This window comes from Duganella sp. GW821-FHT07G03 (assembly GCF_059418605.1).
Genome location: NZ_JBWKQE010000007.1, coordinates 1 through 26,937, shown reverse-complemented (window position 1 = coordinate 26,937; position 26,937 = coordinate 1). Strand labels below are relative to the sequence as shown.

Annotated in this window: 23 protein-coding genes; 16 read left to right on the top strand and 7 right to left on the bottom strand. The window is 64.2% G+C overall.

Annotated elements, in window-relative coordinates; translation table 11 throughout:
- Nucleotides 1-62: 62 nt before the first annotated feature.
- The 3 genes from AC07OK_RS11280 (at nucleotide 63) to AC07OK_RS11270 (ending at nucleotide 2,568) form a co-directional block, all read left to right on the top strand.
- On the top strand, nucleotides 63-1,121 hold the full coding sequence (locus tag AC07OK_RS11280) for a DUF475 domain-containing protein (RefSeq protein ID WP_494690393.1): 1,059 nt from the start codon (nucleotides 63-65) through the stop codon (nucleotides 1,119-1,121).
- A gap of 36 nt (nucleotides 1,122-1,157) precedes the next feature.
- On the top strand, nucleotides 1,158-1,529 hold the full coding sequence (locus tag AC07OK_RS11275; protein WP_494690392.1) for a DUF8785 domain-containing protein: 372 nt from the start codon (nucleotides 1,158-1,160) through the stop codon (nucleotides 1,527-1,529).
- Between the two features lie 85 nt (nucleotides 1,530-1,614).
- Nucleotides 1,615-2,568, top strand: coding sequence for a hypothetical protein (locus AC07OK_RS11270; protein WP_494690391.1), 954 nt, complete (start codon nucleotides 1,615-1,617; stop codon nucleotides 2,566-2,568).
- 9 nt (nucleotides 2,569-2,577) lie between these two features.
- Here the strand turns inward: AC07OK_RS11270 and AC07OK_RS11265 are convergent, their stop codons facing one another.
- Complete coding sequence (locus tag AC07OK_RS11265) at nucleotides 2,578-4,890, bottom strand: coiled-coil domain-containing protein (protein ID WP_494690390.1); 2,313 nt, start codon at nucleotides 4,888-4,890, stop codon at nucleotides 2,578-2,580.
- A 116-nt stretch (nucleotides 4,891-5,006) separates the two neighbouring features.
- Nucleotides 5,007-6,095, bottom strand: coding sequence for a serine/threonine protein kinase (locus tag AC07OK_RS11260; RefSeq protein ID WP_494690389.1), 1,089 nt, complete (start codon nucleotides 6,093-6,095; stop codon nucleotides 5,007-5,009).
- A 63-nt stretch (nucleotides 6,096-6,158) separates the two neighbouring features.
- On the opposite strand from AC07OK_RS11260, the gene AC07OK_RS11255 reads away from it, so the two are divergent.
- Entirely contained in the window at nucleotides 6,159-6,854 is a 696-nt protein-coding gene (locus AC07OK_RS11255) for a UPF0149 family protein (protein ID WP_494690388.1), read from the top strand.
- 71 nt (nucleotides 6,855-6,925) lie between these two features.
- Here the strand turns inward: AC07OK_RS11255 and AC07OK_RS11250 are convergent, their stop codons facing one another.
- Nucleotides 6,926-7,552, bottom strand: a complete 627-nt coding sequence (locus tag AC07OK_RS11250; protein WP_494690387.1) for an FxDxF family PEP-CTERM protein — start codon at nucleotides 7,550-7,552, stop codon at nucleotides 6,926-6,928.
- Nucleotides 7,553-7,826: 274 nt separating this feature from the next.
- On the opposite strand from AC07OK_RS11250, the gene AC07OK_RS11245 reads away from it, so the two are divergent.
- From AC07OK_RS11245 to AC07OK_RS11225, 5 genes are all read left to right on the top strand, one after another.
- Nucleotides 7,827-9,746: a DUF1800 domain-containing protein gene (locus AC07OK_RS11245; protein ID WP_494690386.1), complete on the top strand. Its 1,920-nt coding sequence runs from the start codon at nucleotides 7,827-7,829 to the stop codon at nucleotides 9,744-9,746.
- 10 nt (nucleotides 9,747-9,756) lie between these two features.
- Nucleotides 9,757-11,139, top strand: a complete 1,383-nt coding sequence (locus AC07OK_RS11240) for a DUF1501 domain-containing protein (RefSeq protein WP_494690385.1) — start codon at nucleotides 9,757-9,759, stop codon at nucleotides 11,137-11,139.
- A 142-nt stretch (nucleotides 11,140-11,281) separates the two neighbouring features.
- Entirely contained in the window at nucleotides 11,282-12,013 is a 732-nt protein-coding gene (locus AC07OK_RS11235; protein ID WP_494690384.1) for a substrate-binding periplasmic protein, read from the top strand.
- An 18-nt stretch (nucleotides 12,014-12,031) separates the two neighbouring features.
- Nucleotides 12,032-13,786, top strand: a complete 1,755-nt coding sequence (locus AC07OK_RS11230; RefSeq protein WP_494690383.1) for a sensor histidine kinase — start codon at nucleotides 12,032-12,034, stop codon at nucleotides 13,784-13,786.
- 77 nt (nucleotides 13,787-13,863) lie between these two features.
- Complete coding sequence (locus AC07OK_RS11225; protein ID WP_494690382.1) at nucleotides 13,864-14,010, top strand: hypothetical protein; 147 nt, start codon at nucleotides 13,864-13,866, stop codon at nucleotides 14,008-14,010.
- On the opposite strand, the gene AC07OK_RS11220 is transcribed toward AC07OK_RS11225, so the two are convergent.
- The 4 genes from AC07OK_RS11220 to orn form a co-directional block, all read right to left on the bottom strand.
- Nucleotides 14,007-14,321 carry a hypothetical protein gene (locus AC07OK_RS11220; protein ID WP_494690381.1) on the bottom strand — a complete coding sequence of 105 codons (315 nt, stop codon included), beginning with the start codon at nucleotides 14,319-14,321 and terminating at the stop codon, nucleotides 14,007-14,009. The genes AC07OK_RS11225 and AC07OK_RS11220 overlap by 4 nt on opposite strands.
- Nucleotides 14,322-15,152: 831 nt before the next feature.
- Entirely contained in the window at nucleotides 15,153-16,130 is a 978-nt protein-coding gene (locus AC07OK_RS11215; protein ID WP_494690380.1) for a hypothetical protein, read from the bottom strand.
- An 88-nt stretch (nucleotides 16,131-16,218) separates the two neighbouring features.
- Complete coding sequence (locus tag AC07OK_RS11210) at nucleotides 16,219-17,214, bottom strand: DUF1176 domain-containing protein (RefSeq protein WP_494690379.1); 996 nt, start codon at nucleotides 17,212-17,214, stop codon at nucleotides 16,219-16,221.
- Nucleotides 17,215-17,276: 62 nt separating this feature from the next.
- Nucleotides 17,277-17,873 carry an oligoribonuclease gene (gene orn / locus AC07OK_RS11205; RefSeq protein ID WP_217946193.1) on the bottom strand — a complete coding sequence of 199 codons (597 nt, stop codon included), beginning with the start codon at nucleotides 17,871-17,873 and terminating at the stop codon, nucleotides 17,277-17,279.
- 53 nt (nucleotides 17,874-17,926) lie between these two features.
- On the opposite strand from orn, the gene AC07OK_RS11200 reads away from it, so the two are divergent.
- From AC07OK_RS11200 to AC07OK_RS11170, 7 genes are all read left to right on the top strand, one after another.
- Nucleotides 17,927-19,195, top strand: a complete 1,269-nt coding sequence (locus tag AC07OK_RS11200; protein ID WP_494690378.1) for a M48 family metallopeptidase — start codon at nucleotides 17,927-17,929, stop codon at nucleotides 19,193-19,195.
- Entirely contained in the window at nucleotides 19,192-19,551 is a 360-nt protein-coding gene (locus tag AC07OK_RS11195; protein WP_494690377.1) for a 4a-hydroxytetrahydrobiopterin dehydratase, read from the top strand. The genes AC07OK_RS11200 and AC07OK_RS11195 overlap by 4 nt, the downstream gene beginning before the upstream one ends.
- Nucleotides 19,548-20,462 carry a ribosome small subunit-dependent GTPase A gene (gene rsgA, locus AC07OK_RS11190; RefSeq protein ID WP_494690376.1) on the top strand — a complete coding sequence of 305 codons (915 nt, stop codon included), beginning with the start codon at nucleotides 19,548-19,550 and terminating at the stop codon, nucleotides 20,460-20,462. Before AC07OK_RS11195 ends, rsgA begins: the two co-directional genes overlap by 4 nt.
- Before the next feature lie 84 nt (nucleotides 20,463-20,546).
- Nucleotides 20,547-23,381, top strand: coding sequence for a sensor histidine kinase (locus AC07OK_RS11185; protein WP_494690375.1), 2,835 nt, complete (start codon nucleotides 20,547-20,549; stop codon nucleotides 23,379-23,381).
- Between the two features lie 138 nt (nucleotides 23,382-23,519).
- Nucleotides 23,520-24,449: an ornithine carbamoyltransferase gene (argF, locus tag AC07OK_RS11180; protein WP_217946198.1), complete on the top strand. Its 930-nt coding sequence runs from the start codon at nucleotides 23,520-23,522 to the stop codon at nucleotides 24,447-24,449.
- A gap of 24 nt (nucleotides 24,450-24,473) precedes the next feature.
- Nucleotides 24,474-25,706 carry an argininosuccinate synthase gene (locus tag AC07OK_RS11175; RefSeq protein WP_020705696.1) on the top strand — a complete coding sequence of 411 codons (1,233 nt, stop codon included), beginning with the start codon at nucleotides 24,474-24,476 and terminating at the stop codon, nucleotides 25,704-25,706.
- A gap of 117 nt (nucleotides 25,707-25,823) precedes the next feature.
- Nucleotides 25,824-26,937: CHASE3 domain-containing protein (locus AC07OK_RS11170; RefSeq protein WP_494690374.1), on the top strand; the 1,114-nt coding region annotated here is incomplete at its 3' end.

The window sequence follows — 26,937 nt, the reverse complement described above, 5'->3', positions numbered from 1 at the left end:
CACAGCGACGGAAGCAAGTAATATAAAATTCAGGCCATTGTTCCCTTTCAATAAATATAACGATGCAACACTTCAGAATCTCATTTGCCATCACCTTCGTCCTGATGGCGCTGGCCGCCTGGTGGGGCTACGCGCACGGCGGCGCCACCGGCCTGCTGCAGGCGGTGTGGGTGGCCGCCGTGCTGGGCGTGATGGAAGTGTCGCTGTCCTTCGACAACGCGGTGGTCAACGCCTCGGTGCTGCGGCACTGGGACACTTTCTGGCAAAAGCTGTTCCTGACGGTCGGCATCGTCGTGGCGGTGTTCGGCATGCGGCTGCTGTTTCCGCTGCTGATCGTCTCGCTGGCCACCGGCCTGGGGCTGATGGACGTGTGGCGCATGGCCACCGCCAACCCGGCCGAATACGCCCGCCACCTGACCGGCGCCCATGCCCAGGTGGCGGCCTTCGGCGGCGCCTTCCTGCTGCTGGTGTTCCTGAACTTCCTGTTCGACGAGGAAAAAGAGCTGCACTGGCTGGGCTGGATGGAAAAGAAACTGGGCCAGCACGGCACCGAGACCTTGGCCGTGCTGGTGACGCTGGGCGCGGTGTTCGCCTGCGTCGGCCTGGTGCCGGTGGCGGAAAAGTACACGGTGCTGACGGCCGGCGTGGTCGGCGTGGCGGTGTATCTGGCGGTCGGCTGGATCAGCACGCTGCTGGAAGAAGACCCGCCGGAGGACGATGACGACATCACCGAGGCCGGCGTCGGCGCGGTGGTGGCGACGGTGGCGCGCGGCAGCTTCGGCGGCTTCCTCTACCTGGAGGTGCTGGACGCCTCGTTCAGCTTTGACGGCGTGATCGGCGCCTTCGCCATCACCAGCGACGTCGTCATCATCATGCTGGGGCTGGCCATCGGCGCCATGTTCGTGCGCTCGCTGACGGTGTTCCTGGTGCACAAGGGTACGCTGGACGAGTACGTCTACCTGGAACACGGCGCCCACTACGCCATCGGCATCCTGGCGCTGATCATGCTGGCCAGCGTCAAATACCACATCCCGGAATGGTTCACCGGTTTGTCCGGGGTGGCGTTCATCGCGGTGGCGCTGTGGTCATCGATACGCTACAAACGCCGGCTGGCCGCGTGATAAGATTAAAAACATTGCACTCAACCCAAGCGATCCATGACCACTTCCAAACGCGTAACGCTCTACCTCGTCGGCCTGCTGGTTGCCGCCCTGCTGATCTTCATGGCCTACACCTGGGTCATGCTGCACGTGTCCTACTCGGACGGCGAGCGGGCCGGCTACCTGCAGAAATTCTCCAGCCGGGGCTGGGTCTGCAAGACCTGGGAAGGCGAGATCCTGCTGACCTCGATGCCTGGCGCCATCCCCGAGAAATTCGAATTCAGCGTGCGCGACGACGCCGTCGCCCAGCAGCTGATGGCGGCCACCGGCAAGCGCGTGGTGTTGAGCTACGCCCAGCACAAGGGCGTGCCCAGCCAGTGCTTCGGCGAGACCGAGTACTACATCACCAAGGTTCAAATTCAGCCGTGATTATTGCCGCGCCAGCAACATGGCGCGGCACATCCTGAGTTTCCGGTAATCTCAACAGTATTCCTGACAGAAACCGAAACCACCTATGTCCAAACGTCTCCCCCTCCTGCTCGCCGCCCTGTTGGCGACCGCCGCCCATGGCCAGGACCTGTCGATGCAAGGCGGCGCCTTGCGCGTCAGCGGCAGCAACCAGAACTCGTTCGCGGTCGGCGTCAACTACGCCCAGCCGGTCGGCGACTACCTGGCCCTGAGCCTGGGCTACCTGAACGAAGGCCACCCGACCAACCACCACCGAGATGGCGTATCCGGCCAGCTGTGGCTGCGCTCGCACATCAACGAACAGGGCCTGTCCTGGGGCGTGGGCGTGGGCCAGTACTTCTACTTCGACACGTCCCGTCCGAGTGGCGGCGGCGAGGCCTACGTCAACGACCACGGCTGGGCGCCCATCTACAGCGTGCAGGCCACCTGGCACCACCCCAACCGCTGGTACACGCAGGTGCAGCTGAACCGCGTCATCCCGACCGGCGCCAAGGATCCGACCACGTCGCTGCTAGTGGGTGTCGGCTACCGCTTCGACAGCGTGCGCGGCGACAAGCTGCACCTGGACGGCGGCACCTCGACCGACGACACGGTGACGGTGCTGGCCGGACAAAGCATCGTCAACAGCCTGGAGTCGGAGCGTTCCAAGGCCACCAGCATCGAATACCGGCGCGCGATCGGGCGCTATGTGGACTGGACCGTGACCGGGCTCAGGGAAGGCACCTCGGCCCCCACGCACCGCAGCGGCGTGGCGACGCAGCTGTGGCTGATCCGTTCATTGAACCGCGAAGTGGAGTTGGGGATGGGTGTGGGGCCATACCTGGCCTTGGAAGTGCATGACGTGCCGGGCACGCGTTCGCACAAGGCGGGCTTGGTGTCGGTCGCGAGCCGCTACCACTTCAGCAAGCGGGTCGTCGGCACGCTGTCGCTGAACCGCGTCGTCACCGACTACCACCGCGACGCCGACCTGCTGCTGGTCGGCCTCGGCTACAGCTACTAATCCCGGATTTTAGCGGGCGCGCCAGACGGCTTGGCCGGCTTCGGCTGGCGGGGCCAGGCGGGCTGCTTCCTTGCGGGCGCGGGCGGCGTCCAGCGTGGCGACGACTGCGCCCTCTTCCGCTTGCTTGCACTCGCCGGCGGCCACGGCCACCTTGGCCTGCACCGCCGCCAGCGCTTTTTGCGCGGCGGCGTGACGGCGGGTTTCCAGTTCCAGCAATTTCTGTTTGGCGGCGGTCATCGCGGCGGTGGTGTCGGCCACCTTGCGCTGCATCGCGGCGTGCGCCTGGGCGGTTTCCAGCAAGGCCCGTTGTGCTGCAGCCTTGTCGGCCACGGCTTGCACGGTGGCTTGTTCGGCCAGCTCGCGCTGCTGCATGGCATCGGCTTCGGCCTGCTCGGCGTCGGCGCGCTGGCGTGCGCAGGTGGCCACATTGCGTTCCGCTTCCAGGCGGCCGGCGATCGCTTTCGATGCGCGGATTTCCGAGGCGGTGGTCAGGCGTTGCTGGGTCAGCTTCTGGTCGATCAGCGCCAGCGATTGACGTTCGGTTTCGATGAATTCACGTTCGGCCAGCAACAGCGCTTCGGCGGTGGCGGCCTTCTCCTGCTCGACGCGGGCGCGCTCGGCATGCACCACGCCCAGCTCGACCGCCAGGCGCGCCTGCGCCGCCAAGGCCTGTCCGGCGATGGCTTTCTGTTCGGCTTCCAGCGACACCTGCGCGGCCATCAGGCGCGCGGCTTCGGCTTCTTTTTCGGCGGCGGCGGCCAGGCGCTGCTCGGCTTCCTGCTGCTGGCGATAGGCCTCGGTCTGCGCGCGCTCGGCGGCGATGCGGTGTTGCGCGGCGTCGCTGGCGTCCTGCTCGGCATCGAGCTTTTCCTTCAGCGCGGCGATGGCTTGCTGCTCGGCGGCGGCGCGGGCCTGTTCGGCTTGCAGCAATGCCTGCGCCTGCTCTGCCTTTTGCGTGGCGACGGCGTTGGCGTGGTTCTGCGCTTCGACGTGCAGCGCCAGCATGGCGACTTCCTGCTGTTCGGCGGCGTTCTGGCTGGCGCCCAGCTCGGCGGCGGCGCGCGACAAGGCGGCGCGTTGTTCGGCCAGCTCGGCGGCGCGCTGTTGTTCCAGGCTGTCGGCGTGGGCGGCTTCGGCGGCGGCTTCATCGGCGGCCTGGCGCAGCTTGGCTTGCTCCAGCGCCAGCGCCTCGGCTTCGACCTTGGTGTGGGTCTTCAGTTCGGCTTCCTGCTCGGCCTGCACACGGGCCAGCGCCACGGCGCGCAGCTGGCTGTCCACTTCGATACGCGCTTCGGTCGCGGCCAGGATGCTGGCGTCGGCGTCGCGGCGCGCCTGGGCGCTGGCGGCGGCCACCATCTCAAGGCGTTCGCGCTGGATCGCGGCGTCGCGGATTTCTTTTTCGGTTTGCAGGCGCAGATGCAGCGACTGCGCGGCGCTGCGCTCGGACTCGGCCTTGGCCAGCGCGATCTGCTCGCGCTCCTGCTCCAGGTGCGCCAGCGCGCGGGCTTCTTCCAGCGCGCGCACTTCGGCGGCGGCGCGGTTGAAGGCCGATTCCAACGCGATCTGGTCGGCGCGTTCGCGCTGCACGGTCAGGTCCAGCGCTTCGGCTTCGGCCTGCACCAGCATCTGTGCGGTCTGGCGGGCGGCGTAGGCGTGGCGTTCGCGTTCGCGCGCCATGGTCGCCACACGCGCATCGGCGGAGGCGATGCCGACCACTTCTTCCTTGGCGGCCTGCACGGCGGCCACGCGCTCCACCGCTTGCAGGCGGGCTTGTTCGGTCTGGGTCGCCAGTTCCTCGGCGGCGCGCGAGGCTTGCTCGGCCAGTTCGGATTCGGCGGCGATCTGTTCGTGCGCGCGCTTGCGGCTTTCGCTCTCGGCCTTGGCGCGCTGTTCGGCGGCCACGCGGATCTGGGTGTCGGCTTCGACCCGGGCGCGCAGTTCGGCGGTCTCTTGCTTGACGGCGTCCAGGCGGGCCACGCTGGCCTGGGCGGCGGCGCGCAGCGATTCGAGGCGCTCGCGGTTGGCGGCGATCGCCTCTTCCGACGCTTGCGCATTTTGCAGTGCGACGGCGGCGGCGGCGGCGTCCATCGCGGCGCGGTCCTCGGCCAACGAGCGGGCGCGGGCTTCGGCGTGGGCGCGGTTCTCGGCGGCGCAGGCGGCCTTGGCGTCGGCTTCGACGCGGGCGATCGCTTCCTGGATCGCCTTCATTTCCATCGCGGCGCGCGGAGTGTGGGTCGGTTCGTCCGATTCAAGCAGCGACATCATGGGGAGCCGTGTGACGCTGTCTTGTGCGCTGTCTTGTTTGGCCAGTTGTGCTTGCATGAGGGTTCTCGCTAGACGATATGTCCCGGCACCAACCGGGACTTCTAAGGTCTCATTATCATGCAAGGAGCTGGCGAACCGAACCGCAAGGAGAGCGGGAAAAACCCGTCAATTCGCTAGATCGGCAGCGGCGGCTCGTCCATCAGCGAGATCTGCTCCTTCAGCTCCAGGATGCGGTCCTGCCAGTAGCGCTGGGTGTTAAACCACGGGAAAGCCACCGGGAAGGCCGGATCGTCCCAGCGCCGCGCCAGCCAGGCCGAGTAATGGATCAGCCGCAAGGTGCGCAGCGCCTCGACCAGATGCAGCTGGCGCGGATCGAACTCACAGAAGTCCTCGTAGCCGGCCAGGATGTCGCACATCTGGCGCACCTGGTCGGCGCGTTCGCCGGACAGCATCATCCACAGATCCTGGATCGCCGGGCCCATGCGGCTGTCGTCGAAGTCGACGAAGTGCGGGCCGGCGTCGGTCCACAGAACATTGCCGCCGTGGCAATCGCCGTGCAGGCGCAGCTGCGGCAGCTCGCCGGCGCGCTCGTAGCTGCGGCGCACGCCGTCCAGCGCCTGCGCCGCGACGCTGGCGTAAGCCTCACGCAAATCGGCCGGAATGAACTGGCTGCCCTGCAAGAACTCGCAAGGCTCGACGCCGAAGGTGGCGATATCGATCGCCGGCCGCTCCCGATACGGCTTGATCGCGCCGACGGCGTGAATGCGGGCGATGAAACGCCCGGTCCACTCCAGCACCGACGGATCGCTCAGCTCGGGCGCGCGGCCGCCGTGGCGGGTGAACACGGCAAAGCGGAAGCCGTTGAAATGATGCAGCGTGGCCCGGTCCGGTCCCAGCGCCAGCGCCGGCACCACCGGGATCTCGCGCGCGGCCAGTTCATCGGTGAAAGCGTGTTCTTCCAGGATGGCCGCGTCGCTCCAGCGGCCGGGACGGTAAAACTTCACCACCAGCGGCTTGTCGTCCTCGATGCCGACCTGGTAGACCCGGTTTTCATAACTGTTCAGTCCCAGCAGGCGGCCGTCGCCGCGCAGGCCGATGCTGTCGAGCGCATCGAGCACGCACTCGGGATTGAGCGCCGAATAAGGATGCGGCGCCTGTTCCTGCTGGCTGTCGGCCGCCCCGGTGAGCGGGTCGGCCATGCTGGCGGCCAGGGCCGCGGCGCGGGCGTCTTCTTCTTCGTCGTCGAAATGATCTTGGTTCATCCCCGCATTGTACGGGGCGCGGCGTGTATACTGTCGGCTTCAATCCAATAAAAAGAGCAAGCCATGCAACTCGACCAGCCACTGAGCGAAAAAGAATTCGACGAATTAGACAACTTCCTGTTGTCCGACCGCAGCCCTGAAGATGCCATGACGATGGATATGCTGCACGGCTATCTGACCGCCATCGCCATCGGCCCGGAACCCATCATGCCGGTGGAGTGGCTGAAACGCGTGTGGGGCCAGGAAGACACCGACGTCCCGAAATTCAAGAACGACAAGGAAGAGGAACGCATCCTCAACCTGATCATGCGCTTCATGAACGAAGTGCTGGTGACGTTCGAAGTGGCGCCGAAGGAATTCGAACCGCTGTTCGTCGAGCACGAGCACGAAGGCCAGACCCTGATCGACGCCGAAGCCTGGTGCTGGGGCTTCTGGGAAGGCATGGAGCTGCGTCCGGGTTCGTGGGACGAGATCTGGGAATCGGACATCCAGGAACTGATGAAGCCGATCTACCTGCTGGGCGCCGACGAGATCGAGGAAGAGGAACTGCCGCTGGTGGAAGATCCGGTCAAGGCGCACAAGCTGGGCCAGGAACTGGAAGCGAACCTGCCGGCCATCTACAAGTTCTGGGTACCGCGCCGCAAGCCGGCCGTGACCACCCTGGTGCGCGAAGAACCTAAAGTCGGCCGCAACGACGACTGCCCTTGCGGCAGCGGCAAGAAGTACAAGAAGTGCCACGGCGCGGATTCGGCGGAGTAAGCCCCTCCCCTGCATGAACCATAAACAATGCCCGGGTCAACCGGGCATTGTTACATGGGCGCGTGACGCGATTAGTTTGAGGCTTTGCGGCGACGAGCGATGAAAGCTATCATGCCCAAGCCGGCCAGCAGCATGCCATAGGTTTCTGGTTCCGGCACAGCCGAGGTCAGCGAGACATTGTCCAAAAAGGTACCCAGCGAATCGGATCTGCCGACGGCCTTGAAGGTCAGCAAGTCTGCGCCGAACATGCTGCCGTTGACGGTCAGCGTCTGCTTGGTCCACGTGCTGTAGCCGGCGCCGTAGGTGCCGACAACCTCGCCATCCCACAGCACCTGCATGCCTTGCGACGCGGCATCGACGCCGGGGCGGTCTTGCAGGACAAAGCTCAGGTTGTAGCTCTGGTTTTCCTGGGTGCCGGTGACCAGCTGTGACATCGAGCTGTTCTGGTTGGTATCAAGTTCGACGACGTTATGACCGTCGGCGCCCATTCCGTAGACGTTATTTTGCACTTCGATGCCGTGGGTCTGACTGAACCAGCCCTCGATTTTGCTGAAGTTCTCCGCTTGATGGTCGGCCACAGATTGACCGAAGCCCAAATTCTCAAAGCTGCCGTTGACGATCAAATCGGCGGCCGCGTGGGCGCCACCTGCCGCCAACAGTCCGGTGACGACGGCGACTTTGACAAGTATTTTCATCATGGTGTATTCCTTTTATCAAATAATTACTTGTTAAAATATATTTTCATAAAAGCATTTTAATTATAACATTGGTAATTATAAAAAGTTACAAGAAAACTTCCGGAAAGCAAAACCTTAAGTTGCCCGGCTGACGCAAATTGTCAGCATCCGCCTGACATTTTTTGTCCGCCATTGGCAAATTTTGTCGACTCCCTCTCCAAATCAAGCACTTAGCGGCTGGCACAGATGTTGCCAGATGACATCCGTCGCCTGAAAATAACAATGGGAGAAGTCGATGTCATTTTTACCAACACGTATCTGGCCGGTGGCCTGCCTGCTGAGCCTGAGCGGCTCGGTGTGGGCCGCCACCGCCACAGTGGAGAGCACCGCCAAGGGTCCTGTCGCGCTGGGCAGCAAGGTCTGGTTCCTCGGCAGGGTCGATGGCCAGGGCGTCTACATGAATTTCGCCGTCAATGGCGTCCCCGGCGGCAATGCCACCTACGGCAAGCTCAATTCGCAGAACGGCGAGTACATCGCGCCGTCTGTGCTGCCGGCCAATGTCACCATCACGATCACCGGCACCACCACCAAGGATGCCAAGCTGGGCGCGAACCTGTCGGCCAGCACCACGCTGACCTTGAAGAAGGCGGCCACGCCGACACCGAGCCCAAAGCCCACACCTGAACCGACGCCGAGCCCAACGCCCACGCCTGCGCCAACGCCAACGCCAACGCCAACGCCAACACCGGCACCGGCGCCAGTCCCGCCGCCGATCGGCCAGCAACCCGCACCGGACGCCGCCAAGATCAGCGCCGTGCGCCTGTTGGAGCAAGCCACCTTCGGCGCCACGCCTGCCGACGTGGCCGCGATCAAGGCCAACGGCCAGGCCGCCTGGCTCAAGCAGCAATTCGCGATGCCGGCCAGCGCCGTCCCCGTCACCACCGACATGAAGCTGCTGCAAAACACCTGGTACAAAAACATGGCCTCCGGCCCGGACCAGCTGCGCCAGCGCATGATCTTCGCGCTGTCGCAACTGTTCGTCGTCTCCGCCGACAAGAACCCCTACGCCAATGAAATCCAGCCTTGGCTGACCACCATCTCCAACAACGCCTTCGGCAACTTCAACACGCTGCTGCGCGAGATGACGCTCAATCCGTCGATGGGCAAATACCTCGACCTCGGCAACAGCATCACGCCGTCGCCAAACGAAAACTACGCGCGCGAAGTGATGCAGTTGTTCACGCTGGGCCCGGTCCTGCTGAACCAGGACGGCAGCGTGCAGACCGACCGCAACGGCGATCCCATCCCCACCTACGACCAGGCCCGCATCAGCGATTTCGCGCGCGCCCTGAGCGGCTGGACCTATGCGGGCAGCAGCGCCACCGGCATCAACTGGGAAAGCTTCACCGGCCCGCTGCAAGCGCGCGACAAGTTCCACGACAAAGGCGGCAAGACGCTGCTGCTGGGCGCCGTGCTGCCGGCCGGCCAGACCGCCACGCAGGACATGGACGGCGTGATGCAGAACCTGTTCCAGCATCCCAACCTGCCGCCCTTCATCGCCACGCGGCTGATACGCGCCTTCGTCACCAGCAACCCCAGCCCCGCCTACATCACCCGCGTGGCCGACGTGTTCGCCTACGGCGCGGCCGGACGCGGCGACCTGCAAGCCACGCTGACCGCCGTGCTGACCGATCCCGAAGCGCGCCAGGACCACCCTGGCGCCGCGCAAGGCCACCTGAAGGACCCGATGCTGCAATCGATCGGCCTGTTCCGCACGCTGGGCGCCAGCGTCACCGATCCGACCAACCTGTTCTGGGACTACTTCCTGCTGGGCCAGAAGATCACCGCCGCGCCCAGCGTGTTCAACTTCTACTCGCCGATGACGCGCCTGCCCGGCTCGCCGCAATACTACGGCCCCGAGTTCCAGCTGTACGCGCCCAGCCTGGCCGTGGCGCGCGCCAACTTCCTGTACAAGTTCATCTCCGGCGAATACAAGGGCATGGTCACCGTCGACATCACGCCGTTTGTCAGCGCGGCCGGCAACGCCACCACCTTGATCAACCTGGTCGACGCCACCTTGCTGGCGGGCCGCATGTCGGCCACCGCGCGGCAGGCGATAGCCACGGCCGTCAATGCCTCCGCCGACCCGCGCCAGCGCGCCATCACCGCGCTCTACCTGGCCGCCATCAGCGCCGAATTCGCCGTCGCACAATAAGGACACGACCATGAACCAGCATTCACACTCCCGCCGCCGCTTCCTCGGCGCCAGCGCGCAGACCGGCTTGATGGGCGCGCTCTCCGCACTGGGCCTGGCCGGCGTGGCCACGCCGGCCAGCGCCGCCGTCACCGACTACAAGGCGCTGGTCTGCCTCTACATGTTCGGCGGCAATGACGGCAACAATATGATCGTGCCGCTCGACAGCACCCGCTACGCGCAATACAACGCCATCCGCGCCAGCCACGGCCTGGCCTTGTCGAGCGCGGCCAAGACGCTGCTGGCCGCGCGCAGCGCCACCGTGCAGGCGACCGCGAATCCGGTGACGCAAGCGTTCGGCTTCCACTACGGCATGCCGGAGCTGGACGCGCTGTATGGACAAGGCCAGGTGGCCGCCATCCTCAACGTCGGCAATCTGCGCCAGCCGCTGAGCAAGGCGCAATACCTGGCCGGCGCCGGTGTGCCGTCGCAGCTGTTCTCGCATCCGGACCAGACCATCCAGAACCAGGCCGGCACGCCCTCCTCCGCCGCCACCGGCTGGGGCGGACGTCTGCTCGATGTGCTCGGCACCGGCGGCCACCTGGACGCGATCGCGGTCGGCGCCGGCGGCCTATTTGTCGAGGGCGCCAGCACCCACGGCAATCTGCTGCCGGGCAACGGCCAGCTCGATCTCGCCGGCATGAATTTCTGGCCGCAGAAGGAAGCCGACGCGCGGCGCGCGGCGCTGGTGCAAATCCTCTCGGCGCAACATCCCAACCTGATCGCCGGCGCCGCCAACAAGGCGCTGCTGAACGGCATGGACCTGGTGGCCGATCTGAAGAACGCCAATGCCGGCGCACCGCTGTCCACCGTGTTCCCCGGCACCTCGCTGGGCCAGCAACTGAAGACGGTCGCGCAGCTGATCCGCATCCGCTCGCAGCAAGGGCCGGGACGGCAGGTGTACTTCGTCTCGCAGGGCGGCTTCGACACCCACGGCGGCCAGGCCTACCAGCAGTTCGACATGCTGCGCCAGGTATCGCAGGCGCTGGCCGCGTTCCAGCTGGCGCTGGCGGAGATCCACGCCGCCCAGCAGGTGACCAGCTTCACGATGTCCGAATTCGGCCGCACCTTGCAGCCCAACAGCGGCGGCACCGATCACGCCTGGGGCAATCACCACCTGGTGGTCGGCGCGGCGGTCAAGGGCGGGCTGTACGGCCAGTTCCCCGACTTCACGCTGGGCGGCAAGGACGACGCCACCGGACGCGGCGCGTGGATACCGCAGTTCTCCAACCAGCAATACGGCGCCACGCTGGGCCGCTGGTTCGGCGCCGATGCGGACATGCTGCAGAACCAGGTCTTCAAGAATGAATTGGCGAGTTTCCCGCAGGCCGACCTGGGATTTATGCTGAGCTGACGCCACAATCTGTGGCGTATTTTTAACATTCCTGTCCGGCGCAAAAACTTCGTTCCCGTCAGCAAAACAACCCTGCTATAGTGAATTGGTGCTATCAATTAGGGAGTTGCATGTCGTCGACGCGCGCCGGCCGGAGGGATGTATGAAATACCTGCTTTGCTGCCTCGTCCTGGCCTGCGGTCTGGCCTCGGCCTCGGCCGAAACCATCACGCTGGGCGCGGAAGACGACTGGGCGCCGTATTCGTCGGCGGTGGAGCGCAGCGCGCGCGGCTTCGCGGTCGACGTGATCCGCGAGGCCTTTGCCGCCGTCGGCGTCACGGTCAACTTCGAAGTGCTGCCCTACGCCCGCTGCCTGGACGACACCAAGCGCGGCCGCCTGGTCGGCTGCTTCGACGCCGTCCCCAACGCCATGATAGGCGGCAGCTTCCTGTGGCACACACATCCGCTGTTCACCACCCACATGAACGTCTACGCGCTGAGCGACTCGCCGGAAAGCGGCTTGACCGCCCGTCAACTGGAAGGCAAGACCGTGGGCGTCGAGCGCGGCTATGAATACGGCGACGAGTTCGACCTGAACAACAAAATCGTGCGCCGCATCGTCGACAAGAACGTGCAGGGATTCAGGATGCTGCTGGCCAGGCGCATCCAATACATGGCCGCGGAAGAACGCATCGCGAAAGCCCTGTTCCTCAAGGAGGCGGCGGAATTCGGCGGCAAGTTCAAGCTGGTGGGCACGGTCGCCACGCCCGGCCTGTTCATCGCCTTCAGCAAAACGGGGGCGGACGGCGCCAAATATCTCGCTCAATTCAACCGCGGTTACACGATCATTCGGGACAATGGCCGCTACAAGGCGATTGAGGCCATCTGGTTTTAAGTCGCCAACGGAGGCCATGTGCAAGCGGTACCAGCCAAGCTCGGTCTACAATCGCCTTCGGGTAAAGGCGGCGGTCCGCCCGCCGCACCGCTGTTGTCCGGCGACTCCATCGCCGCGCGCCTGTTGCGGATTATTTTCTGCTGCTACTTCATCGTGACCGTGGTGGTCACGCTGGTGCAGCTGGCGGCCGAATACAAGCACACCAAGGAACGCCTGGTGCTTGAGATCCGCGCGATGCAGCAAACCTTCGGCCCCGGCATCGCCGACGCCATGTGGCGCTTCAACGACGACATCCTGCGCGGCATCCTGACCGGCATGAACGAGCTGCCGGTGGTGGCCGGCATCAAAGTGGCCGACGATCACGGCAAGCTGGTGCGCGCCGTCGGCACCGTGCTCGACGGCGGCGTCAAAGTGCACGCAGAAGCCGATGGCCATCTGAAACCGGAGCCGGCCAGTGTCGGCTTGTTCGCGGAAATCTTCAGCCAGGACTTCCCCATCATCTACAACGACGAGAACGGCCAGGCGCGCGTGATCGGCACCTGGACCGTGTATTCGAACCAGCGCATCATCATCAAGCAGGTCGAGTACGGCTTCTTCCTCATCCTGGTCAACTCGGTCATCAAGACCTGCGCCTTGTGGTTCATCTTCCTGTTCGTGGTGCGGCGCTACCTGGGCCAGCCGCTGCGCCAGTTGAGCGAGTTCGTCGGCCAGCTGAACATTGACAACCTGGGCGACCGCGTGTTCGTGCTGAACGACCGCGGCCACCACGAGCTGCACCTGCTGACCAACAAGCTCAATGAAATGATCGCCAACATCAAGGCTTCGGTGGCGGAGAATGAGCAGCTGTATCGCCAGCTGCAAGTGGAGCAGACCGCCACCCGACAACTGAACGAATCGCTGGAACGCCGCGTGGCCGAACGCACGGCCGACCTGGTCACGTCCAACAAGGATTTGGCGAGGGCCATCGACACCTTGCGGATCGCGCAGGAGGAATTGGTCAACAGCGAGAAACTGGCGGCGCTGGGCTCGCTGGTGGCGGGCGTCGCGCATGAGTTGAATACGCCGATCGGCAATGGCCTGCTGGCAGCCACGGTGCTGACCGACAAAACGCGCCAGTTCGCCAGCGACTACCGCACCGGCCTGACGCGCAGCACCACCGAAGCCTACATCAGCGACATGACCCAGATCACCGAGCTGGTGGTGCGCAACATCGCCCGCTCGGCGGACCTGGTGACCAGCTTCAAGCAGGTGGCGGTCGACCAGACCAGCTCGCAGCGGCGCCACTTCCATCTGGCGGAGGTGGTCGCGGAAAACATCAAGGCGCTGCTACCGACGATTAACAAGACCGCCTACGTCATCGAGCAGGCCGTGCCGGAAGCACTGGCGATGGATAGCTATCCCGGGCCGATCGGCCAGGTGCTAATCAACCTGATCAACAACGCCATCGTGCATGGCTTTGCAGGACGCAGCAACGGCACCATCACGATCGCCGCCAGCGCGGCCGAGGATGGCTGGCTTGAGCTGCGCGTCAGCGATGACGGCGTGGGCATCGCGCCGGAGCACCTCGGCCGCATCTACGATCCCTTCTTCACCACCAAGCTGGGCGCGGGCTGTTCGGGGCTGGGGCTCAACATCAGCCACAACATCGTGACCGGCCTGCTGGGCGGGAAAATCCGCGCCACCAGCCAGGTCGGCGGCGGCACCACCTTCGCGCTGCACCTGCCGCTAGTCGCCCCGCGCCATGACGAACTGCCTGCCGCCGTGGAAGCATGACGCCTGAGACTATGTGCACAAACATGTCTCGCTTCACGCGCCTGACAAATGCATTCGGCAAGTAGCTGGAAAACCACATGTACGCCGTCAGCAAGCACTTTATGCTCTACAACTTCTGTAACATCCACAACGCGCAGCGGATAACGCCGACTATGGAAGCCAGCATTGCAGATTATGCCTGGAAATTGAAGGAAATCTTGCAGATGGTAGAGACGAATTTCTAGGCTTGCGCCAAGAATACTTCCTTGTCGATATGACCGCCAATTTCCGCAGGCGTTGCGCCAAATAGCTTGACGAAATCCGATGCACCAAGGATTACCTCGCATTGCCGCGCGATGAAGCTGTGAATCTTGTTCACTTCGTCCACATAGCGAGTGCGATCGATTCTATGAGCTTCCAACGCCTTGTGTAAGTCGGCCTGAGCCTCATGCAAAGCAAGCTGCAATAACTCGACCTTAGCCAACTTCGCGCGGTCAAAACGGTGGCCAAGAAAAGCATCCGCCATCGCCATGAATTCTTCGTGTCGCACGTCCATGACATCACCTCCAGCACCGCCTAGTCCATGTATTGCAGCAATTCGTAGATCAAAAATCTCAAGGGCTCTCATTTCAATATACTCCATCTTTAAGGATGGACGTGTCCATTACAAGCGGCAAGCTCTGGCCAAGGATTGTGGAGCGGAGAGTAGTTGCTGCGTGTTGCAGAGTCCTTCCCGTAAATTCCATATGTAAACACTGATCATCGATATCCACGCGCTGCGGAAACAGTCTGCCCTGCAGGGTAAAGAATTCTGTTGGCTGTCTGATGGCAAACCCCTGTAACCCCATAGACTATTCCAGCTTGGGATTGAGGATTTGATAAACAATCAGCTCTATCAACATTTCCTACTCCGCTACAAATCAGCACACCGCCAGCACTACGGCCAAAACACGACCAGACATGGCCGGCACTGCTAGTGACATAAGTATGATCGGCAGGAAGCACCGCCATCTTGATAGAGTGTCCTGTCAATATTCCGGATGGCACTGCCGCTCCAAAGGTTGGTTGCGCTGAATCAACAATTGCATATATTGCTGGCCGGCGCAACACAAACTTTTCTTGTAGAGGACATCGCTCAATAGTGTTTTTCTATTTGCAACATTCGTCGTTTCAAACTGAACCACTACTGGCACGTTGCAGAACATTGGCATAGTAAATACTGCCAACATCGATAAAATGATAGGGTAGCTGCCGAGCAGCTCACAAGCTCACACCGGAGCAGGATGTAGGTAAAATAAACTGCCGGATAGATGCGCCAGATCAACGGCGCCGGCGTGGGAATGACCTGACGTCAGGGCTAGCTTTTATCGTCTCAGGATACATTTCCTTACTCGACCGTCAGTTCTTCGGGGATGTTGTAGACGAAGGCTTTGCTGTCGAACATCAGCTTCCAGGTCTTCGCCTCCAACGGCGCGCCGTATTGCGTGCCCTTGACGCTGACCGTCAACGGCCCCGGTTGCGGGCCGATGACGTCGGCGGTGCGGTAGGTCCAGCGGCTGTGCTCGCAGCGCATCGGTTCGGTATCGTCCATCGTCTCGGCTTCTTGCGCTGCCGGCTCGGTGGTGGTCTGCTCCTGGCTGCCCATCGCTTCCACCGCCTTGCGCCAGGTCTCGTGGTCGGCATTGGCCTGGGCGCAATCGCCCGGCTCGGCGTCCACCGACGCCTTGAAGCGGGCCAGCAAGGCGATCTCCTCGCCGTGCGGCGCCAGCATCACGTTGCTGACCATGACCTGCTCGGAAACCGGCCGGGTGCCCGTCTGCACCTTCAACACCCAGCCCCAGGTGCGCTCGGACAAGGCTTCAAAGCGCACCTTCTCCGGCGTTACCGGCACATCACTCTCGTAACGGAACGCCGAGCTGATCTCGACCAGTCCGCCGCCGGGTTTGGTGTCGGGACGGATCTGGAACACGCCGTAGAAATTCCGGCCATTGCCTTTCAGCGACACACCGCTGGCGGCGAAGAACAGCTCGTCGCTCGCCCCCACCGCCTCGATGCGCGCCTGCTGGATCACCCGCACCAGGAAGGGCTCGTTGGACTCGTCCACATACACCCAGCCCTTTTTCTCCGCCGAATATTTGCCGTAGGTGCGCGTCATCGCCTCGTCGATGGAGGCCGCCTCGTCGATCTTGATCAGCTGCGGCTCCGAGTTGGCCTTGATGACCGCCGCCACCAGCAGCGCGATCATCAGCACGCCCAGCACCGCCAGCGTGTAAAGCACGTAGCGGCTCCACTTGCGACGCTTGGGCGGCGGCGGGGTGAGCACGGGAGTTGGTTCGGTGACGCCGGGTTCGATCAGATCAGACATGGGAATTCCTGCAAGGAGGTTGCTATTTTAACATTTGCAGAATTGTAATGCCAAAAAGAAAAACCGCGCGCGCGATAGGCGTGCGGCATCACTTGACCACCGTGGCCACCCATTCGCGCAGCGGGACGCCGCCAGGCACGCCACGGCACAGATTGGACTGGGCCATGTCCACCAGCTGGAAGCCCTGCGCCGTCCACACCCAGTTCCAGAAGCCGCCGCAGTCGAAGATGCCCCGGCCCTTGGCATAGCTGTTCAACTTGCCATCTTCAAACGAGGCGTTCATCACGCCGCCGCCCTCCATGCCCGCCGGATCCACGGGCTTGGGGTCGTAAGGCGGCTTGTCGCGCGCGATCCACAGCCCGTAGGAGGATTGATAGGCGGCGCGGTCGCACTCGAGCACCAGCAACATCTTCCCGCCAGGCAGGCGGTAGATGCTCTGGTCGGCGTTCGAGTCCTTGAGGTCCGCGCCGCAAGCGTCGAGGCCGATGACCTTGACGATGGCGGCCAGCAGCTGGTCGTCGCCCTTTTGCGCGGGCGGCAACGCCAGCGCCCGCACGGTCGGCGGCGCCAGCGGCGGCAACACCGCGCTGGCCGGCCGCGTGCCGGGCCTGACCAGCGCGGTGACGGTGCCCACCCGCCCCTGCAGGTCGTCCATCTTCAGCAAGACCGCCCTCAGGCCGGCCAGCGACAGCAGCCACTGATGCTTGCCGTCCGACACCTTGGCCGTCTCGGCGTTCTGCAACTGCGGCATCAGGCGCGCGAGCTGCTCCGCCGTCAGCACGGCTTCCGACTTCAAGCCGCCCAGCGCCAGCTTGCCGACGGTGATGGTCAGCGGGCCGGCGTCCTTGTCGTCGGGGGTGACCACGATCAGCTTGGCCTCCAGCGCGGCGGCGGCGCCGGCATCGCGCCCCAGCCACAAGGCCACCGGCGCGCTTTCCGACTCGTCGGTCTGGAAACCGGCCGCCTCGCAGCGGCGCGTGTTGTCGCAGCCGATTTCCCAATCCTTGACGCCGAAATTCACCGCGCCGGCCGAAGCCGAGGCGGCCAACGCCGCCGTTATCAAAACAAGTTTCAATTTACTCATGATTTTTCCCGCAGGCGAAAAAAAACAGGTTCGACGGAACCTGTTTCGGTGATGCGCGCAGCTTACAGCTTGATGAAATGCTCGCGGTAGTATTTCAGCTCGTCGATCGACTCGATGATGTCGGCCATCGCCGTGTGCTTCTGATGCTTCTTGAAGCCGCCGACGATTTCCGGTTTCCAGCGCTTGCACAGCTCCTTGAGCGTGGACACGTCGATATTCCGGTAGTGGAAGTAGGCTTCCAGCTTCGGCATGTAGCGCACCATGAAGCGGCGGTCCTGGCCGATGGTGTTGCCGCACATCGGCGCTTTGCCCTTCGGCACCCACTGCTTCATGAACTTGATCAGTTCCTCTTCCGCCTGCGCATCGGTCACGGTCGACGCCTTGACGCGCTCGATCAGGCCCGAACGGCCGTGCGTGCCCTTGTTCCAGGCGTCCATCTTGTCCAGCGTCTCGTCGCTCTGGTGGATCGCGAACACCGGGCCTTCGGCCAGCACATTCAGGTGCATGTCGGTGATCACCACGGCGACTTCGATGATACGGTCGGTGTCCGGCTCCAGACCGGTCATTTCCATATCGACCCAGACCAGGTTGAATTCATTCTGGCGCGGGGTGATGGCCTCGGGTGCGGAACCTTCTGGCAATTCGTTAGCTTGTGACATAATTCTCTCTTGGCTTCATTAATCCGAATCCGCCATTTTCTCACAGGCATAGAATGTATTCACTCGCGTTTTCGATTTTGTTTGTATCTTTCATCATTTTGACGCTGATCGTGCGCTTCTGGCTCGCCTCGCGCCATATCCGCCATGTGCTGGCCCACCGCAGCGCCGTGCCGGCCGAATTCGCCGAGAAAATCCCCCTTGCCGCCCACCAGAAGGCGGCCGACTACACCGTCGCCCGCACCAAGTTCGGCCTGTTCACCTTGCTGGTCAACACCGTGGTGCTGGTCGGCTTCACCTTGCTGGGCGGCCTGCAATGGCTGTCGGTCGAGATCTTCAGGCTGACCGGCCCCGGCATGCTCTACCAGCTGGCGCTGCTGGCGGCCTTCGCCGCCGTGTCCGGCATCATCGACCTGCCGTTCGACTACTACAAGCAGTTCGGCCTGGAGCAGCGCTTCGGCTTCAACAAGATGACACCCGGCCTGTTCTTCGCCGACATGGTCAAGGGCCTGCTGCTGGGCGCGGCCATCGGCCTGCCGCTGGTGTGGGTCATGCTGACCCTGATGGAAAAATCCGGCAACCTGTGGTGGCTGTACGCCTGGCTGGTGTGGAGCGGCTTCCAGCTGTTGATGATGGTGCTGTTCCCGACCGTGATCGCGCCGCTGTTCAACAAGTTCACGCCGCTGGAAGACCAGTCGCTGAAAGCCCGCATCGAAGGCCTGATGAGCCGCGTCGGCTTCGCCTCCAAGGGCCTGTTCGTGATGGACGGCTCCAAGCGCAGCGCCCACGGCAACGCCTACTTCTCCGGCTTCGGCGCCAACAAGCGCATCGTGTTCTTCGACACCCTGCTGTCGCGCCTGCAACCGCAGGAGATCGAGGCGGTGCTGGCGCACGAGCTGGGCCACTTCAAGCTCAAGCACATCATCAAGCGCATCGGCATGATGTTCGCGCTGTCGCTGGCCTTCCTGGCGCTGCTGGGCTACCTGAAGAACCAGCTGTGGTTCTACACCGGCCTGGGCGTCGATCCGCTGCTGCTGCCGGGCCAGGGCAACGACGCCATGGTGCTGCTGCTGTTCATGCTGGTGCTGCCGGTGTTCACCTTCCTGTTCGGACCGCTGACCTCGATCAGCTCGCGCAAGCACGAGTTCGAAGCCGACGCCTTCGCCGCCCGGCACACCGACGCCCGCGACCTGGTCTCGGCGCTGGTCAAGATGTACGAGGACAACGCCTCGACCCTGACGCCGGATCCGCTGCACTCGGCCTTCTACGACTCGCACCCGCCGGCCAGCGTGCGCATCCGTCACCTGCACGCGGCGGCCGCATGATCGCCACCCACGCCGACCTGCTGAACCGCAACTGCCATCCGGCCAAGGACGCGCTCAGCGCCGACGAGGCCGCGCGCCTGGTCGCGCTGCTGCCGGGCTGGTCGCTGGAAAACGGCAAGCTGGTCCGCACCTTCGGCTTCACCAATTACTATCGCACCATGGCCTTCGTCAACGCGCTGGCCTACCTGAGCCACGCGGAAGACCATCACCCGGAAATGACCGTGACTTATAAAAACTGCATCGTCCGCTACGACACCCACTCGGTCAACAACGGCCAGGGCGGCCTGTCGAACAACGACTTCATCTGCGCGGCCAAGGCCGGCGTGCTGTTCCACTCGACGGCGGTCAAGCAATGAGCAACCAAACCCATACGCAACTGAGCGCCATCATCATCGCCGCCCACGGCCGCCACTATCTGGCCGAGGCGGACGGCGTCAAGCTGCAATGCGTCACGCGCGGCAAGAAGACCAACGTCGCCGTCGGCGACCAGGTGCGCATCACGCTGACCTCGCCCGACCAGGGCGTGATCGACCAGATCGAGGAACGCAAGACCCTGCTCTACCGCTCGGACCAGTACAAGTCCAAGCTGCTGGCGGCCAACCTGACGCAGCTGTTCATCGTCGTCGCCACCGAGCCCGGCTTCGCCGACGACCTGGTGTCGCGTTCGCTAGTGGCGGCCGAGGCGGCCGGCATCACCGCCCGCCTGATCCTCAACAAGACCGACGTCACCGAATCGCTGGCGCGCACCCGCGAGCGCCTGCAACCGTACGCCTCGCTGGGCTACCCGGTGCACGAGGTGTCGGCCAAGGCCAAGCCCGACGAAGCGCTGGCCGTGCTCAAGCCGCTGCTGGCCGGCCAGTCGTCGATCCTGATCGGCCAGTCCGGCATGGGCAAGTCCTCGCTGATCAACCTGCTGGTGCCGGACGCCGACATCGCCGTGCGCGAAATCTCGGCCGCGCTCGACACCGGCAAGCACACCACCACCTTCACCCGCCTGTACCAGCTGCCGGAACTCGGACCGGATTCTTCCATCATCGACTCGCCCGGCTTCCAGGAGTTCGGCCTGTACCACCTGAGCGAAGGCATGCTGGAGCGCGCCTTCGTCGACTTCGAACCCTACCTGGGCCAGTGCAAGTTCTACAACTGCCGCCACCTGATCGAGCCGCAATGCGCGATCCTGACCGCCGTGGCCGAAGGCAAGATTGCCAAAATGCGCCACACCTTGTACGGCCAGCTGTTGCATGAATCGTCGCAAACCCTCTACTAAAAAAAACAATTGTAGTAGCTCACGCACAACGTGCATTTGAGGACTATAATTCCCCAAGGCAATTAATCCGGCCCGAGGATAGCGATGGACATGTTTGCGGTCGACGACGACGTAGCGCACTGGGAAGCGGCCCTGCTGCCACTGCGCGGTCCTGCGCGTTTGCCGGTGCTGGTGCCGCTGGCCTGGCACCTGCGCCAGCGCGACACCGTGCGCGCCGTCGCCCTGGCCACCGAGGGCCGCCAACTGCTGCCCGCCACCTCGCTGTCGCAGGACGACATGCACCTGGTGTCGGCCCGCCTGCTGCTGGTGCAGGCCGAAGCCATCTGGCTGGCCGGCGAACTCGATGACGCCGCCGTGCTGGCCGAACAAGCCTACGAACAACTGTGCCAACTGGGCGACCACCAGGGCTGCGCCGACGCCCACTGGCTGCGCGCCTGGATCGCCATCGACCGCGGCGACCACCGCGCCGGCGAGAGCGAACTGGAACTGATGGCCGCCGCCGCCCGCCAGGCCGGCGACGAACAACGCGCCGATATCGCCGAAGCGGCCATCGCCCGCTGGGCGGTGCTGCAAGACCAGCGCTCGGCCGAGCACCGCTGGGGCCAGCGCTTCGCCGCCGACCAGGCGCCGCAACATCCTGGCGTGGCGGCCTGGGTGTACGATTTCTTCGGCCTGTCGGCCAGCCAGCACAGCGACCACGGCGCCGCCGCGCGCCACTACATCCACTGCTACGAAACGGCGCTCGAGACGGGCCAGGTGCGCGTGGCCGTCACCGCCGCGATCAACATCGGCCTCAATTTCACCATCCTCAACGACCACCACTCGGCGCTGGAATGGATGCAAAGCGCGCTCGATCTGGCGCGTCCCACCGGCTGGCCGCGCAGCATCGGCGCCTGCCTGATGCACACCGCCGAAACCATGCGCCGCCTGGGCCGCCTCGACGCCACCGAGGAACTGCTGCACGAAGCCCTGCAGATCATGACGCCGCTGCCGGGCGCGCGCAGCTACGCGCATGCGCTGTCCTACCTGGGCGACCTGGCGCTGGACAAGGCCGACTACCCGGGCGCGCTGAACGCCTTCCACCGCATGGCGGGCCGCGCCGACGCGCTGGGCCAGGCCGACTTCCAATCGATCGCGCGGCGCGGCCAGGCGCACGCGCTGTGCTTCCTCGACCGTCCGCAGGAAGCGCTGCAGATGGCCGAACGCGCGGTGGAACTGGCGGCCGAGCAGGCCAACCGCGACAACCACGTCGCCGCGCTGCGCGTGCTGTCGGTGATCCACGAACGCCATGCGCTGCCGCCGCCGGCCGGCATGACCGAGCAAAACGCCACGCTGCACTATCTGCACCTGGCGCTCGACGTGGCGTCCGCCATCGACGGCTACACCCTGCCCGGCGACCTGCACGACGCGCTGGGACGCGAATACGCGCGGGTCGGCGACTACGCCAAGGCCTACGCCTCGGCGCAGGCGGCGGCCGCCGCGCGCCAGAAGACCCACAGCCAGGAAGCCACCAACCGCGCCATCGCCATGCAGGTGCACCACCAGACCGAACACGCGCGCGCCGAAGGCTACCACCATCGCGAACTGGCGGCCTCCGAAGCACGCCGCGCCGAAGTGCTGCAGCAGACCAGCGCCACGCTGGAGCGCCTGTCGGCCATCGGCCAGGAGGTCACCACCCACCTCGACGCCGCCGCCGTGTTCCAGGCGCTGACCCGTCACGTCCAGGGCCTGCTGCCGGCCAACAGCTTCGCCATCTACCTGTGCGACGCCGGCGGCGAAACCGTCAGCCGCGCCTTCGGCATCGAGAACGGCCACGCGCTGCCGACCAACACCATCGCCATCGACAACCCGCGCGCCAACTCGGCGCGCTGCGTGCGCGAGCGGCGCGAGATCTATGTCGAGGAGGCGGGACCGGACGACATCTTCCTGGCGCCCGGCACCCAGCTGATGGTCAGCGCGCTGTACGCGCCGCTGCTGGTGGGCGAACGCGCGCTGGGCGTGATGACGGTGCAGGCCATGCACGCGCGCGCCTACGGCGAACGGGAACGGCTGATCTTCCGCACGCTGTGCGCCTACGGCGCCATCGCGCTCGACAACGCCGAAGCCTACCGCCAGCTGAAGGACGCGCAAACCCAGCTGGTGTCGCAGGAGAAGCTGGCGGCGCTGGGCTCCCTGATGGCCGGCGTGGCGCACGAACTGAATACGCCGATCGGCAACAGCCTGCTGATCGCCAGCACGTTGATCCAAAAAACCGAGGAGCTGGAAACGCAGGTCAACGGCGCCGGCCTGCGCCGCTCCGAGCTGGCCGCCTACCTGGCCGACGCCCGCAAGGCGCACGAGCTGGTGATGCGCGGCCTGACCAGCGCGGCCGACCTGGTCAACAGCTTCAAGCAGGTGGCGGTCGACCGCACCACCGAGCAGCGCCGCGAGTTCAACCTGCAGCAGGTGTCGCACGAGGTGATCGCGACGATGATGAACCGCATCCGCGCCGCCAACCACCGCATCGAGATCGAGGTGCCGGAACTGATCGCGATGGACAGCTATCCGGGGCCGTTCGGCCAGGTCATCGCCAACTTCATCAACAACGCGCTGCTGCACGCCTTCGCGCGCGAGCGCAGCGGCGGCATGTGGCTGCACGCGGCCACGCCGACCGAGGGCCGGGTGCTGATCACCTTCCGCGACAACGGCGGCGGCATCGCGCCGGAACACATGTCGCGCATCTTCGATCCCTTCTTCACCACCAAGCTGGGACAGGGCGGCAGCGGGCTGGGACTGTCGATCAGCTACAACATTATCACTTCGCTACTGGGCGGCCATATCAGCGTCCAGAGTTCGCGCGACGGCACCGTCTTTGCGCTCGACCTGCCTGTGACGGCGCCCGAACACCAGACGGCGGCGGCCAGCCAGATCTACACTTAGCAACGGCGGGGCCGCAATACCTGTATAGACAGGAGATTCTGCGGCGATCCGCCCTATCTTCCGAATTGCCTTTATAATTGTTCGGCTAAGCCGGCCAGGCACCTCGCCCCACGCCCTGCTCTCCTGTCAGTTGTTAATATGTCTATCCAAAAACCGATCAAGCATTACCTGCAGTTTTCCGACTTCACCTTGGACGAGTACGAATACGTCATCGAACGCGCGCACCTGATCAAACGGAAGTTCAAAAACTACGAGATCTATCACCCGCTGATCGACCGCACCCTGGTCATGGTGTTCGAGAAGAACTCGACCCGCACCCGCCTCTCCTTCGAGGCCGGCATGCACCAGCTGGGCGGCGCCGCGATCTACCTGAACACGCGCGACTCGCAACTGGGCCGCGGCGAACCGGTGGAAGACGCCGGCCAGGTCATGAGCCGCATGTGCGACATCATCATGGTGCGTACCTTCGGCCAGGACATCATCGAACGTTTCGCCGCCAATTCGCGCGTGCCGGTGATTAATGGCCTGACCAACGAACACCATCCATGCCAGGTGTTCGCCGACATCTTCACCTACTACGAGCACCGCGGGCCGATCACCGGCAAGACCGTGGCCTGGGTGGGCGACGCCAACAACATGCTGTACTCCTGGCTGCAGGCGGCCGAGGTGTTCGGCTTCCACGTCAACGTGTCCACGCCCAAGGGCTACGACATGGACATGTCGCTGGTCTCGACCGACCGCTACACCTTCTTCGAGAACCCGTCCGACGCCTGCCAGGGCGCGCATCTGGTCAACACCGACGTCTGGACCAGCATGGGCTATGAGGAAGAAAACGCCGCCCGCCTGAAAGCCTTCGACGGCTGGATCGTCGACAGCGCCAAGATGTCGCGCGCCGCGCCGGATGCGCTGTTCATGCACTGCCTGCCGGCCCACCGCGGCGAGGAAGTCTCGGCCGACGTCATCGACGGCCCGCAGTCGGTGGTCTGGGACGAGGCGGAGAACCGCCTGCACATCCAGAAGGCGCTGATCGAGTACCTGCTGATCGGCCGCGTCGCCACCAACACCTAACACTACCCACCAATTGGAACTAGCATGAGCGATATTAAAAAAGTAGTCCTCGCCTACTCGGGCGGCCTCGATACCTCCGTCATCCTCAAATGGCTGCAGGATAACTACCAGTGCGAGATCGTCACCTTCACGGCCGATCTGGGCCAGGGCGAAGAACTGGAGCCGGCGCGCGCCAAGGCGATCAAGTTCGGCATCAAGCCTGAGAACATCTACATCGACGACGTGCGCGAGGAATTCGTGCGCGATTTCGTGTTCCCCATGTTCCGCGCCAACACCGTGTACGAAGGCGAATACCTGCTGGGCACTTCGATCGCCCGTCCGCTGATCGCCAAGCGCCTGATCGAGATCGCCAACGAGACCGGCGCCGACGCCATCTCGCACGGCGCCACCGGCAAGGGCAACGACCAGGTGCGCTTCGAACTGGGCGCCTACGCGCTGAAGCCAGGCGTGAAGATCATCGCGCCATGGCGCGAATGGGACCTGCTGTCGCGCGAAAAACTGCTGAAGTACGCGGAAGACGCCGGCATCGACATCGATATGAAGCACAAGAACGGCGGCGCGCCCTACTCGATGGACGCCAACCTGCTGCACATCTCCTTCGAAGGCCGCCACCTGGAAAACCCGAGCGCCGAAGCCGAGGAAACCATGTGGCGCTGGAGCGTCAGCCCTGAGGCGGCGCCGGACCAGGCGGAATACCTGGACATCGAATACGAAAAAGGCGACATCGTCGCCCTGAACGGCGTGCGCATGTCGCCGGCCACCGTGCTGACCGAACTCAATCGCCTGGGCGGCAAGCATGGCATCGGCCGCCTGGACCTGGTGGAAAACCGCTACGTCGGCATGAAGTCGCGCGGCTGCTACGAAACCCCCGGCGGCACCATCATGCTCAAGGCGCACCGCGCCATCGAGTCGATCACGCTGGACCGCGAAGTGGCCCACCTGAAGGACGACCTGATGCCGCGCTACGCATCGATGATCTACAACGGCTACTGGTGGGCGCCGGAGCGCGTCGCCATCCAGACGCTGATCGACCATACGCAAGCGACCGTCAACGGCTGGGTGCGCGTCAAACTGTACAAGGGCAATGTGATCGTCGTCTCGCGCGACTCCAAGACCGACTCGCTGTTTGACATGACCATCGCCACCTTCGACGAAGACGGCGGCGCCTACAACCAGGCCGACGCCGGTGGCTTCATCAAGCTGAACGCGCTGCGCATGCGCATCGCCGCCAACGCGCGCCTGAAGCGCGGCCAGTAAACACGACAGGTAGGAACCAAGGGATCGCCAACTTAGCTGGCGGTCCTTTTTTTTGTCCTCCACGACGGGCGACAAAATGATACATTGCTCCCACAGCTAGCCCATCGTGGAGCGCATATGTTCAAAAATCTGGGTATCAAGACGAAACTCGCCGCCGGCTTCGGCGCCGTCGTCCTCATCATCCTGGCCTTGCTGGCCATGGCCTACACCAATTTCAACAAACTGTCCGACGCCAGCCAGTGGGACAAGCACACGCTGGAAGTGCTGCGCGAAGCCGACCGCACCTCGATCGCGGTGCTGGAACTGCAGTCGGCGGAACGCGGCTATGTGCTCAGCGGCGACGACAAGCTGCTCTCCGTCAGCGCCGATGCCGAGACCAGTCTGGAGCACCGGCTTCAGAAACTGCTGACGCTCACCTCGGACAACCCCGCGCAGCAGGAACGCCTGCGCCGGCTGCAAACGCTGGTCAAGGACTGGCTGGCGCAGGTCTACCATCCGCTGCTCGACAAGCGCCGCGCGTTGGGACTGAGCGCCGATGCGGCCGACCAGCTGGGGCATGGCGTGGAGCTGCGCAACGGCGCCCGCAGCATCGGCGCCATCCGCGCCCTGATCGACGAAGCCACCGCGGAGGAAGCCCGGCTGCTCGACAGCCGCACGCGCACCTCGGCCGATTTGCAGCAGCTCATGACCCTGGTGCTGATCCTGGGCGGCAGCTTGTGCGTGGTGCTGTCCGTCGTGATCGGCCTGCTGCTGGCCAGGACGCTGCTGACGCCCTTGAACAACCTGACGCACGCGGTGGGCCGTATCGCCGCCGGCGAACAGTCGGCACGGGCGGCGGTGTTGTCGGCCGATGAACTGGGCCGGGTGACGACGGAGTTCAATCGCATGGCCCAATCGATCCAGGATAGCCAGGCCAACGAGCAAGCCGCCACCAACCTGCTCAAGTCCAAGGTCGACTCGCTGCTCGGCGTGGTCTCCAAGGCCGCCGCCGGCGATTTGACCGGCAAGATCGAGGTGGCCGGCAGCGACGCCATCGGCCAGCTGGCGCATGGCCTGGACCGCATGTTCGAGAACCTGCGCGCGCTGCTCAACAACGTGCAGAAGGCCGGCATCCAGGTCACCACCTCGGCCACCGAAATCGCCGCCTCCGCCAAGCAGCAGGAAGCGACCGGCATCGAGCAGGCGCAGACCAGCGTCGAGATCCTCAGCACCACCAAGGAAATCTCCGCCA